General features: G+C 36.9%; 12 protein-coding genes. 4 read left to right on the top strand and 8 right to left on the bottom strand.

Going from position 1 to position 12,524, the window contains the following annotated elements; all coding sequences use genetic code 11:
- The 3 genes from LPB89_RS03400 to LPB89_RS03390 form a co-directional block, all read right to left on the bottom strand.
- Complete coding sequence (locus tag LPB89_RS03400; protein WP_230700263.1) at window positions 1-654, bottom strand: HD domain-containing protein; 654 nt, start codon at window positions 652-654, stop codon at window positions 1-3.
- A gap of 203 nt (window positions 655-857) precedes the next feature.
- Entirely contained in the window at window positions 858-1,850 is a 993-nt protein-coding gene (locus LPB89_RS03395) for an acyl-ACP desaturase (protein WP_230700262.1), read from the bottom strand.
- Between the two features lie 50 nt (window positions 1,851-1,900).
- Entirely contained in the window at window positions 1,901-2,641 is a 741-nt protein-coding gene (locus tag LPB89_RS03390) for a 1-acyl-sn-glycerol-3-phosphate acyltransferase (RefSeq protein WP_230700261.1), read from the bottom strand.
- A 127-nt stretch (window positions 2,642-2,768) separates the two neighbouring features.
- Between LPB89_RS03390 and rnpA the strand changes: the two genes are divergently transcribed.
- The 4 genes from rnpA (at window position 2,769) to LPB89_RS03370 (ending at window position 6,508) form a co-directional block, all read left to right on the top strand.
- Window positions 2,769-3,173: a ribonuclease P protein component gene (rnpA, locus tag LPB89_RS03385; protein WP_230700260.1), complete on the top strand. Its 405-nt coding sequence runs from the start codon at window positions 2,769-2,771 to the stop codon at window positions 3,171-3,173.
- 80 nt (window positions 3,174-3,253) lie between these two features.
- Complete coding sequence (locus LPB89_RS03380; RefSeq protein WP_230700259.1) at window positions 3,254-4,060, top strand: DUF4349 domain-containing protein; 807 nt, start codon at window positions 3,254-3,256, stop codon at window positions 4,058-4,060.
- A 3-nt stretch (window positions 4,061-4,063) separates the two neighbouring features.
- A complete protein-coding gene (locus LPB89_RS03375; RefSeq protein WP_230700258.1) occupies window positions 4,064-5,701 on the top strand; it encodes a S41 family peptidase in 1,638 nt (545 codons plus the stop codon).
- 3 nt (window positions 5,702-5,704) lie between these two features.
- On the top strand, window positions 5,705-6,508 hold the full coding sequence (locus LPB89_RS03370; RefSeq protein WP_230700257.1) for an OmpA family protein: 804 nt from the start codon (window positions 5,705-5,707) through the stop codon (window positions 6,506-6,508).
- Between the two features lies 1 nt (window position 6,509).
- Here LPB89_RS03370 and LPB89_RS03365 read toward each other — a convergent pair whose 3' ends face one another.
- From LPB89_RS03365 to LPB89_RS03345, 5 genes are all read right to left on the bottom strand, one after another.
- Window positions 6,510-6,956 (bottom strand): GNAT family N-acetyltransferase, encoded by a 447-nt coding sequence (locus tag LPB89_RS03365; RefSeq protein WP_230700256.1) that lies wholly within the window; start codon window positions 6,954-6,956, stop codon window positions 6,510-6,512.
- Window positions 6,957-7,129: 173 nt separating this feature from the next.
- Window positions 7,130-8,101 (bottom strand): DUF4837 family protein, encoded by a 972-nt coding sequence (locus LPB89_RS03360; protein ID WP_230700255.1) that lies wholly within the window; start codon window positions 8,099-8,101, stop codon window positions 7,130-7,132.
- 46 nt (window positions 8,102-8,147) lie between these two features.
- On the bottom strand, window positions 8,148-9,980 hold the full coding sequence (locus tag LPB89_RS03355; RefSeq protein WP_230700254.1) for a LysM peptidoglycan-binding domain-containing protein: 1,833 nt from the start codon (window positions 9,978-9,980) through the stop codon (window positions 8,148-8,150).
- A 109-nt stretch (window positions 9,981-10,089) separates the two neighbouring features.
- Window positions 10,090-11,277, bottom strand: coding sequence for a phosphoglycerate kinase (pgk, locus tag LPB89_RS03350; RefSeq protein ID WP_230700253.1), 1,188 nt, complete (start codon window positions 11,275-11,277; stop codon window positions 10,090-10,092).
- Window positions 11,278-11,535: 258 nt separating this feature from the next.
- A complete protein-coding gene (locus LPB89_RS03345) occupies window positions 11,536-12,513 on the bottom strand; it encodes a type IX secretion system membrane protein PorP/SprF (RefSeq protein ID WP_230700252.1) in 978 nt (325 codons plus the stop codon).
- Between the last annotated feature and the right edge of the window lie 11 nt (window positions 12,514-12,524).

The raw sequence follows: 12,524 nt of genomic DNA, 5'->3' as shown, positions 1-12,524 counted from the left end.
CTACTTTTCCCCCTCCCATTCCGCGTAAAACTGCGATAGGAACAACTCCATAAAACGATGTCTTTCCGCTGCGATTTGTTTTCCGGTTTCGGTATTCATTTTATCTTTTAGGAGTAAAAGTTTTTCGTAAAAATGATTTATGGTCGGTGCATTATTCTTTTTGTATTCTTCCTTGGTCATATTGGTGATGGGCTCGATTTCAGGATTGTAAAGCGCTCTGTTTTTAAAACCTCCGTAATTAAAAGCCCGCGCTACTCCGATCGCACCTATGGCATCCAAACGGTCTGCATCCTGAACAATATCCAATTCAACTGAGGAAAATTTCTTTTCAAAATTACCTCCTTTGTAGGAGATGTTTTCTATGATGTTTACGACATGTTGTATCACTCCTTCCGGAACATTTTCTCCTTCCAGAAACAAACGTGCTGTTTTGGGTCCGATTGTTTCATCTCCGTTATGGAATTTGCTGTCGGCAATATCATGAAGCAAAGCGCCTAACTCCACCACTGTCAAATCACAGTCTGTATTTTTTGCAATCAGCAATGCATTTTTATGCACGCGTTCAATATGAAACCAGTCGTGTCCGCCTTCGGCATCGTGCAGTTTTTCTTTTACAAATTGGATTGTTTTATTTATTAGGTCTGTAGTATTCATAAAAATTTATAAGCTTGAAAGGGAGTATGAGTTTACAGGTTTTCGTAGTGAACATTGTTGCATTAATAAATATTCCGAAACCCATTTTATTAAAAAATGTTGATTATCAAAGTTTTATAAACTTCAATAATCAACATAAATTTTATTGTTTATTTAATGCAATAAAGTTGCTTTAAATGAATTTTTCAATCAAAACGCTGAAATTATAATCTTGCAGGCTCTACCCATTTGAAAATATGTGACTCCTGCGGGATGACCAATCGCTCTGAAATTCTTGCCATACGTGCCGGCAATTTCATTAAATAGTCACGGGCTTTTTCTGCTTCGTCTGTTAGATTGGTGATTTTGTCAACCTCCCATTTATCGATTAATTTCTGCATGATATCCACATAATCATTTGCGGTGTAAACACCAATACGCTGTGCTGAATCTGAAAACTGCTCAAAAGCAGAACTGATTTTCTGACCTGATTCTCTCAGGAAATGTGCAGGCATAACGATTTTCTGTTTCATCATGTATTGAAAAGCCAACATCATTTCGCTAGGGTCAACAGCAAAAATTCGCGTAACGAATTCACTGTAGGCATGATGATGGCGCATTTCGTCACCTGCGATCATTTTACACATTTTCGACAATTTATTATCCCCGAATTTCTTAGCCATTTGAGCTACCCTATTGTGAGATACATACGTTGCCAACTCCTGGAAACTGGTGTATACAAAGTTTTTGTACGGATCAGATCCGGTTCCGATATCAAAACCGTCGTTGATTAAATGCTGTGTGGTCATTTCGATTTCACGCATGTTTACACGACCGGACAAATACAGGTATTTGTTTAATAAATCACCGTGACGGTTTTCTTCTCCGGTCCATTGACGAATCCATTTGGACCAGCCATTTCCGCCATTTTCGATCTGATCGATTCCTTCAACATCCATTAACCAGGATTCGTAGGTTGGCAAAGCTTCTTCGGTGATGGTGTCACCCACAAGCGTTACCCAGAAATCATATGGCAATTCTTTAGCAATTTCACGTAATTCTCTTACCTCTTCAAAGAAATTATCTCCTTCAGAATTAGGCAGAAAATCAGACGGCTGCCAAATTTTTTCCACTGGAATCAAATACTGTTCAACGAAGCTATCTACGTTTTTTTCTAAAAACTGCATTACTTCTAATCTAATGTTTTTTATAGACATTACTTATTTTAGATTTGGGATTTAAGATTTTGCTTTCACAAAACGAAAATCTATTTATATTCATTTACTCCTTCTACAACTACCTTTTCTGTAATAGCCATTAACTCGGCGAAATCATAATCTTTTACGGCCAAAGCTTTATGAACGGTAAAGGTAAGGCGATTTCCTAAACCAACAGGGAACATTCCGTATCGTACCATTTTCCATGAATTGTTGATGCTTACCGGTACCACATATGCAGATGGTGCATATTTGCATAAGATTTTTAAACCGCTTTGGGCAAATTCTTTTGGCTTTCCGGTTTTGCTTCGGGTACCTTCGGGAAAAATAACGGCAGATCTCGTGTTTTTTTCGATATATTCAGACAAGCCTTTGATTACGGGAATGGCTTGTTTTGGGTCTTTACGGTCAATTAGCACCGAACCTCCATGACGTAAATTGAATGACACACTCGGGATTCCGCTACCTAACTCTTTCTTACTTACAAATTTACAATGAAAACGTCTAAAGTACCAAATCATTGCTACGATATCGTACATGCTTTGGTGATTTGAGACAAAAATTAACGGAACTCCAGTAGGAATTGTCTCTCTGTTTTCAATTTTATAAGTTGTTCCCACAAGATTTGTACATCTTAAAAGGAAAAAATTCAAATAATCAACGCTCTTTTTATGTGCCTGATAACCAAAAAGATTCAGGCAAATCCATTGTATTGGATGAAAAACCAATAAACATAAACTAAAACATAAATAGTAAATTACGGATATGGGATACGAAATTATCTTTTGCATGCTTAAAAAAATTAAAGGCCAAAAGTAATAAATATATTTTTAGCGGTATTAAAATTAAAAACAATAACCGTTTTTATGGTTTAATTGTACCTTTGCCCTATAAAATTGCAACTTTTTTCTGAATTAAATGAACTTTACCTACCCAAAAAACGAACGTCTAAAAAGCAAAACAACCATTGGTTTACTTTTTTCTGAAGGAAAATCAGTTTCTAAGTATCCGCTCCGTTTGGTTTATTGTGCGGGAGAAGCGGGATCGGAAGAAAAATTAAAGGTAGGCGTTTCGGTTTCTAAAAAATACTTCAAAAAAGCCGTTGATCGCAATTATTTCAAACGTGTCCTAAGGGAAACGTATCGACTGAATAAAAATCTGCTCTGGGATAACGTCGAAGAACATTATTCCTTTATGCTTTTTTATCAAAGCAAGGATCGTTTGTCTTACGATGAAATCAACACTAAAACCATTCAGTTGTTTGAGAAATTTCTCTTACAGGTAAACAAAAAGGCCGATTCTGAGCATAAAACTGAATTATAAGCTATAAAATACAACTTTATTTATCAGATTAGATAAAAAATTATAAAAAAATTGTAGTTTTAGCTCTAAATTCAAATTTTATGCGACATATTCTATATTTATTCCTTTTTGCATTGCTTTTTTCAGGCTGCAGCAAACAGGCAGAAAATGACAAAGCTGTTTATAAAAGTGAAGTTGCCGCGATAACAATGTCGGCGCCCTCTCCCTCCTCTCCTGACGAAGAAAAAGCAATTCCTCAAAAAATAATCAAATATGCAAGCCTGAGATTTGAAACGAATGACATTGAAGAGACTTTCCAAAAAATTCAAACTGCTGTTAAAGAAAGCCATGCGACTATACAGTCTGACTCTGAAGGAAAAAATGACAATTCCCTTTTTAGAAATCTAACCGTTCGCGTTCCAAGTCAGAATTTTGATGTTTTTTTACAATCGATTTCAAAAGGTGTCTCGTATTTTGACCAGAAAGACATTTCAACGGAAGATGTAACGGAGCAGTACATTGACCTCGATTCGAGATTAAAAACAAAACAAAAACTCGAAGAACGTTACATCGAAATATTAAAGAGAGCGACCAAAATAAGTGAAATACTCGAAATTGAAAAGCAGATTTCTGCGATTCGCGAAGAAATCGAATCGAAACAAGGTCAGTTAAAATACCTCGAGAGCCGTGTAGCTGAAAGCAGGATTTCAATCGAATTTTACAAACCCATTGCAGAAAAGCAAAGCATCAAAATTTCCTATGGTTCCAAAATACTGACAGCCATACAATCCGGATTTTTTGAATTGTCCGGTTTGTTCATCTGGGTCATCAGTGTCTGGCCGTTCCTTATCCTGTTTGGCGTAATAGCCTTTTACATTAGAAGAAGATTAAAAAGAAAAAAAATATAACTCATGTATCCTTATTTCAAAAAGAAATTCATTATTCCTGCTGTTGCGGCCGGGTTTTTATTTATCGGAACCAGTTTCAAAGACGACTTTTTTGAAATAGCCAAACAAATTGAAATTTTCACCACTTTATTCAAAGCCGTAAATACCAATTACGTAGATGAAACGAATCCCGGGGATTTGATGGATAAGGCGATAAAAAGCATGCTGGGAAGTTTAGATCCTTACACTGTTTACTTTAACGAACAGGATGTGGTCAACTTCAAAATCAACAATACCGGAGAATATACGGGAATTGGCGCGATGATTTCACGAAAAAAAGACCGTCTGATTGTTCGTGAACCGTATAAAAACTATCCTGCAGATAAAGCCGGACTGAAAGCAGGTGACGAAATTATCCAGATTGGAGATGTTTTGATAGCAGACTTTAAAGATGATGCCTCCCAATTATTAAAGGGAACCAAAAACACCAAAATCACAATTAAATACCTGCGTCAGGGAAAACCGTATACTACCGAGCTTGTACTGGATGAAGTCGATATTAAATCTGTTCCGTTCTATGGCAAAATAGACGACAAAACCGGTTATATTGTTCTGGCCCATTTTAGCAGAAAAGCGGCAGCAGAAGTAAAGGGCGCATTGGAGAAACTAAAAGCGGACGGTGCCAAACAGATTGTACTTGACCTGAGAGGAAATCCCGGAGGTTTACTGAACGAAGCCATTGACATTTGCAATTTGTTTGTTCCTAAAAACGAAGTGATTGTGACTACTAAATCAAGGATAGAAAAACACAACAATACCTATAAAACTCAAAACGAGCCGATAGATACAGAAATTCCTTTGGCCATATTGGTCAACGGGCGAAGTGCCTCTGCATCTGAAATTGTTTCCGGGGCTTTACAGGATTTAGATCGTGCCGTAATTCTCGGGAGCCGCAGTTTCGGAAAAGGACTGGTACAACGTTCTGTTGATCTTACGTACGGAACGCAGTTAAAAGTGACCATATCCCGCTATTACACACCTTCCGGCCGCTGCATTCAGGCTTTGGATTATGCGCACAAAGACAAAAATGGCGTAGCACAAAAAACAGATGCGAAAAACTTCAATGCTTTTAAAACCCGAAAAGGCAGAACCGTTTATGATGGCGGCGGTGTTTTACCGGATATTGAACTGGAAGAAACCAAAATGAGTCCGATTACGAATGCGTTGTTAAAAAATGACGGAATCTTTGATTACGCCACATCGTACTTTTACAAAAACCCAAATTTAGGAGATAAAATCCCTGTACTTACTGAAGCAGACTACACCGCTTTTAAACAATATCTTAAAACCAACAAAATCAGTTTTGATACTGAAACAGAGGTAGCGCTGAAAAATATGCTGGCTGCTGCCAAAAGTGAAAAAATAGACGAAACGATCGCACCTGAATATCAGCAATTACTAAACGCCCTTGAAAAAAGCGAAACCACCTTACTGGATAAAAACCAAAAGGAAATTAAAAACCTGATTCAGGAAGAACTTATAAAAAGGTACCAGTATCAGGAAGGTTTGTATCAATTTTATATTAAAAACAATTCAGAAATTAAAAAAGCGGTGAGCGTTTTGAATAATCAGACTGAGTATAAAACGATTTTAAAAATGTAAAAAATGAAAATTTGTAAAGTTCTGTTTCTTTTCTTTATTTTCAACTTGTCAGCACAACAGAAGCCCGTCGAAACCATATATTTTGATTTTGACAAGTTCAATCTTACGGACCAGCAAGCAGATGTCATTACCAATTTTATAAAAACAATTGATACCTCAAAAGTAGAATCTATACAAATTTACGGTTACTGTGATGACCGCGGCACTGACGAATACAATTTCAGGCTTTCTAAAAACAGGGTCAACACGATTCAGGAATTACTGGTATTACACGGTTTTAACCAGAGCAAAATAGTGATTCTGGAAGGAAAAGGCCGTGTGATCATAAAACCCGATACCATAGAAAACCTGCATGAAACCCGCTCGCAAAACCGGCGGGTGGACTTAATCGTAGTCAAACGCAACAGCTTTGGAAAAGGAATCCATAACTCTTTTAAAAACAAACTAAAAGTCGGCGATAAGATCTATCTGGACAATATCTTATTTGACATCGGAAGCTCCAAACTAACGAATAATTCCAAAAAAGAATTAGATAAAATTGCCACCATCCTTCAGGAGAAAAATACCCTTGAGTTTGAAATCCGCGGCCATGTATGCTGCACTCCCGAGATTTACAGTGACGGAATTGACAAAGCAACCAAAGAAAGAAGACTTTCCTGGAATCGCGCCAAAACTGTTTTTATATATTTAATGGACAAAAAAATCTCCAAAAGCAGAATGACTTTCCAGGGCTGCGGCAATAAATATCCATTGGGCCGTGGTGATAAGCTAGACAGGCGCGTGGAGTTTTTTATCACCAAAATTTAGATTAACCGCGCTCCATCTCAATATGCGGAATATCATCTTCCAGATACATTTCACTGGTCTGAACAAAGCCGTGACTTTCGTAGAATTTCTTTAAGTACAACTGCGCACCAATCGTAATTTTATCGGTACCAAAATTTGATTTTATACCGGCAATGGCTTCCTGCATCAGATTGTGTCCCCACTTTTTATCGCGATAATTAGCATCTACAACCACTCTGCCGATGGAAGCATGATCGAAACTGATTCCGGCATCAAACAAACGCGAATACGCAACAATCTTCCCGTCGTATTCACCGATCAGGTGCAAAGCAAGTTTGTCTTTGCCATCAAGATCCAAATAAACGCAATTTTGCTCTACTACAAAGATTTCACTCCTCAGTTTGAGCAAATTATATAACTCATGTACTGTTAATGCCTCAAAAGGCTTTATTTTCCATTTTAATTCCATTTAACTTTTGTTTGTTGTTTAGGGTTTGTTGTCTTACCTTACTAAAGCAAAATTACACTAAATAGTATCAAATAGAAATCCCGATTGCGAGTTGTAATCGGGATTTTTATCATATTCTAAAAGTAATCTTATTTCTTCTTCATGACAATTACCATGTTTTTTAGATGCTACCCCTATCTTTTCTCCACTTTAACCGATTTGATTATGGCTTCCAGCTCTAACATCAGATCCCTCTCCTGATAAGATGGCGAATAACAGAATCCTTCAATAACCAAAATGCGGTTGTATGCTTCATCAATAATGGCATAATTAATAAACGGGCCTGTCATGAAATCATTTCTTAATTCCCACGTTCCTTTGGTCTCGAAGGTTTTTTTTCCGTCCAGTTCTGTGATTGAAAAATAAGGAGCATAGGCTTCGCCGGTAATCATTTGGGTATTGGGTTCACGGCCTTTTATATAGCGACCCACGGAATCCCTCATGCGAACGATGCTTTCAACTACATTTGGTCCCTGTTTCAGTTTTTGCAGCGGTATCTGATAAATCAGTAAGCTAGTATTGCCACTTATAATTTCCTTTTTGAGCCAGATAAAGTTCTTTTTATGAAGCATATATTCATAACCGGACGGAATCTGTAAATTGATATGGAATTTGTTTTTAATAACTGCAGGGTTCAGCAGTGATTTACTGTTGTCCTGCTGGATTTTCTGAATTTCAGTATCCCGAATCACCTTAATGATCTGAGCGGAATTAAATTCGATACTGCAGATAATATCATCAACCGATTTGGCATAAATTCGAAAAGTGTTGTGCGGCAGTGATTTAGAATTGTGTTTGATTTCAAATTTGTCCATTGCTGCCTTCTTGACCACAATGATACTTCGGCTGTCGGTCACAAACCCTTCCAGAAGTTTGGCCGGGTACTGGTTTATGGTAAACAGCGGTTCTTCCTGTGTAAGTCCGAGAACCGGAGAGGCAAATTTATTTCGGATACTGTCCCCTACTTCTCCATACCACAACTGATCGTCTATGATAACCGAAATGGTGTTTGTTTTACCCGATACAGGCTGAGGCTGCTTTTCGTTTTTAAAACAAGAAACAAAAAGGCACGAAAGTATAAGGCATAAAAAATGGGTTTTATTCATTTTTATAATTTATGAAATAAAACCCAAATTTAGTTAAGATTTTTTATTATCCGTTTATTTTAAGTTTCATTCCCGGTTTTAAATCATCATCTTTTATACCATTCCACTTTTTAATATCTGAAATCGTAACTCCAGGATATTTTTTGGAAATACTGTATAATGAATCTCCTTTTTTAACGTAATAATCTTCACCTAAATTTTTAGCCGATAATGCTTTCTTTTTAAATGAATCAATAGAAGACGTTGAAGCGATAGCAGTAGTTTCAGTTGTTGTTTCTTCAACAGCAGCAGCCGTTTTAGCCACTATCAGCGTTTTTCCTAAACCAATATTATTTGATGTCAGATTGTTCAACTCTTTTAAGTCAGCAATAGTCATACCGAACTTTTTAGCAATACTTCCCAGATTATCTCCGGCTGCAACACTATATTCCTGAGACGGTGCAGTGGTTTTTTCTTTATTATCAGTAGCTGCAATTGCTTCTTCAGCTGCTTTTTTATCGATTACCGGTGCTTTTAACTCTTTCGGAGTTTTAACAATCGAATCGTTAGACTTAATTTTCAATGTTTTACCAAGAGCAAGCGAATTGGTTTTCAGATTGTTCCATTTCTTTAGGTCCAGAATGGAAACATCGTATTTATCTGCAATCGTCCCTAAATTATCTCCTTTACGAACTTTATAAAACTGAATATCTTCGGCACTTTTTTCAAGTCTGGCTTTCGATTTAGGGGAAACTTTTAAAGCAAGCTGCTTCGGAAGTCCTTTAAATTCAGACTGATGTTTTACGTAAGCATAAATTTGATTCTCATTGGAAACAAAAGTGGCGATTTTATCTTTTGGTAAACGAAGATAGTGCGCTTCACTCTGATAAAACGGAACTACGTTTAATTTGTATGAAGGATTTAAAAGTTGAATTTGTGATTGTGGCATGTCTAACAAATCAGCAATTTGTTTGAATGACATTTGAGATTTAACCTGAACAGTATCAGTTTCGAAATTCTTGACCACTGCCCTTTCCGGATTGATTCCGTGTTCTTTATGGTATTCAAAAAGATACATTGTAGCAAGGAAAGCCGGAACGTAACCCTGGGTTTCTTTCGGAAGATGGTTTCGAATGTCCCAGTATTTTGTTTTTCCTCCTGAACGGCGAATGGCTTTAGTGACATTTCCCGGACCTGAGTTATAAGAAGCCAGAACAAGTTCCCAGTCTCCAAAAATAGTAAACATTTTGGTCATGTATTGCGAACAGGCTGCAGTCGCTTTCAGCGGATCACTGCGTTCGTCAATGTACGAATCGATTTTAAGAGCGTATTGTTTTCCGGTTCCGTACATAAACTGCCAGAGACCGGTGGCACCCATTTTAGAAACTGCTTTAGGGTTTAAAGCAGATTCTACAACGGCTAAGTATTTAATTTCCAAAGGAACATTCTGTTTTGCAAAAGCGTCCTCAAAAATTGGAAAATAATATTCTGATAAAGACATTAAACGTGAGAACGATTTTTTTCGGTTCTTAAGAAACGACTTTATGATGTTTTCAAGGCCCTGATTGTATTCTATTTCAAAGGGTGACTTCTCATTCATGGCCTGGAGACGCTGTTTCAGCAACTCGGTTGGCAGTTCTTCATCTACAGAAACGTCTGAATTGATGGTTTGAATGTCTTTCGTTAAATCATCGTAGATGTCCAGACTTACTAATTCATTCATCCAGAGACTGTCTACACGTGTAGCCATATTGTCTTTTTTGAAAGAATTCTTTACTGAATCCAGATACGATAGTTTTACTTCAGATTTAATTTGAACGTCTGAACTTGCTACATCCTGTGCAAAGGCAGCGATCGAAAAAAAAGCGGAAACCACTAAGGAAATTTTTCTTACAATCATATAACATTTTATTAAAATCCTATAATTCAAACAATTATGAGGATTGTATTTTTACAAACTTAAGACCTTTGTGGAAGAAAAATATCAAAAAAAATGTTAATTGTGATATTTAGTCCAAAATCGCAGCGATTCCAGGCAATACTTTTCCTTCCAGCATTTCCAGCATTGCACCACCACCAGTGGATACATAACTCATTTTATCTTCGAAGCCAAATTGCTTCACTGCGGCAACAGAATCTCCACCTCCAACTAATGAGAAAGCCCCGTTTTCAGTAGCTTCAGCAATATAATCACCAAGTGCGATTGTTCCTTTTGCGAAGGACTCCATTTCGAAAACTCCTAATGGGCCATTCCATAAAATCGTTTTAGATTCCAGGATAACTTTTTTGAAATTTTCCAGAGATTTAGGACCTGCGTCAAGACCTTGCCATCCGTCAGGAATTTCTTTCACATCAACAATTTTTGTGTTAGCCGTATTCGAAAAATCATCTGCAGCTACTACATCAACAGGAATGTGAACCTGTACGCCTTTTTCTTTGGCTAATCTTAAAATTTCAAGTGCCAGTTCCTGTTTATCATCTTCACAGATCGATTCACCAATTTTACCACCCTGTGCTTTAACGAATGTAAAAGTCATACCACCGCCGATGATCATGTGATCTACTTTGTCAAGAATATTTTCGATAACCGTAATTTTAGAAGACACTTTAGATCCTCCTAAAACTGCCGTTACCGGTTTTTCGCTATTTTTAAGTACTTTATTTAAACTTTCTATTTCTTTTGCCAATAAGGTTCCGAAACATTTTTCAGTTGGGAAAAATTGAGCAATAATAGTGGTAGAAGCATGTGCTCTGTGAGCAGTTCCGAAAGCATCGTTTACGTAGATGTCTCCAAGTGAAGCCAATTCTTTTGCAAAAGCAACATCTCCGGCTTCTTCTTCAGCATGAAAACGTAAATTCTCCAATAATAAAACTTCTCCCGGTTTCAGATCTTTTGCTGCAGTCTGAGCTGGTTCTCCCACACAATCAGCAGCAAATTTAACTTCTACTCCTAAAATTTCAGAAGCCGTTTTTAAAATGTGTTTTAAAGAATATTTTTCTTCAACACCTTTTGGTCTTCCCAAATGCGACATTAAAATCACGCTTCCTCCTTGTGCCAGAATAGCATCAATGGTTGGTTTGGCAGCTTCGATACGCGTTGCATCTGTTACTTTAAAATTTTCATCCAGTGGCACATTAAAGTCAACACGGATAATTGCTTTTTTATTTTTAAAATCGAAATCGTTTAAAGTTTTCATTTGATAAATTTTTAATTTTTTTGAAAGAATAACAAATATAGAACTTTTAGACTAGTATTAAATTCGAAAAAAGCAAAAATAACGGATCAATAACAACGAAAACGTTGTAAATTATGAAAAAAAACAAATTTATATTTAAAAAAGATAAAAATGCTTATTTATAAGGTAACGGTTAAAAACGGTCGTCAAAACAGAAGTATGTCCTACTTCTTTTCAGAATGAAAACTTTGTTTGAATCAGATTTAACAGTACAAATTATTAGTCGTGAACAGGACTTTGTGTACAAGGACAGTTACTGATGGACCCTAAGAAATCAAATCCGATTGTGATAGAGTGCGTACCTGTATTGTAGCTTCCAAGATCGTTGAACATCACCTGATACGAATAGGCGAAGTAAAATTTAGACTTCATAAAACCAAGCATTGGCCCAACCGACAACGGTTTTGGAAACTGGTCATTTAAGAAACGATACGAAACACCGACCCAGTAATAATCTTCGTAACGATTGAAACGTCTGTATTTGAAGTTAAAATCGGTTGTTGAACGCTGATCACTCGCAAAATACTGATAGAAAACAGATGGCTCATATTCGATACGGCTGTTTTCACCATCTTTAAAAACATATCCGGTATACACCTGATAGTTAGAAAGCAAATCCGGCTCAACTCCTTTGAATTTATCCACGTTTTTCTTCAAAACGTTATTGGCATTAAAACTGATGTAAAAACTTTTATTACGATACAGGGCACTAATGTCAAAGTTATTGTTTGAATTGTTGCGATCTCCCAGCAAAGCCGGATTAAGCGTCACGGGCTCATTGGAATTATTAGTGAAATTTTCGGTTAGGATTCGAAACGTATTAAAGTTATACGAAAGACCAAATGAAAGATATTGCTTAGACGTATAATCTAAAATAAGGTGGTGCGCAAAGGAAACTTTAGCACCCGTTTGTCTTGTATTACCATTGCTGTCATTGTACAATGATATACCAACACCAGAACGATCCAGCACGCGGAAATCGGCGTATACAGACTGGTTATCAGGAGCATCTTTTATTCCGACCCACTGCGTCAGACCATTGGCCCTGATTCGCAGGTTATCACCAATACCGGCATAAGCAGGCGAAAGTATAAAAGGATTATCAGCTAAATACTGTGTAAACACCGGTAGGTTTAGCTCCTGGCTGTAACTTGTTGTTACAGCCATGAGTACTAAGGATAGAATAAATTTTTTCATTGTAATAAATT

Source organism: Flavobacterium sp. ENC (genome assembly GCF_020991415.1).
Taxonomy (GTDB): Bacteria; Bacteroidota; Bacteroidia; order Flavobacteriales; family Flavobacteriaceae; genus Flavobacterium.
Note: the sequence above shows the minus strand (reverse complement) of the source record. Positions and strands in the feature narration are given on the sequence as shown.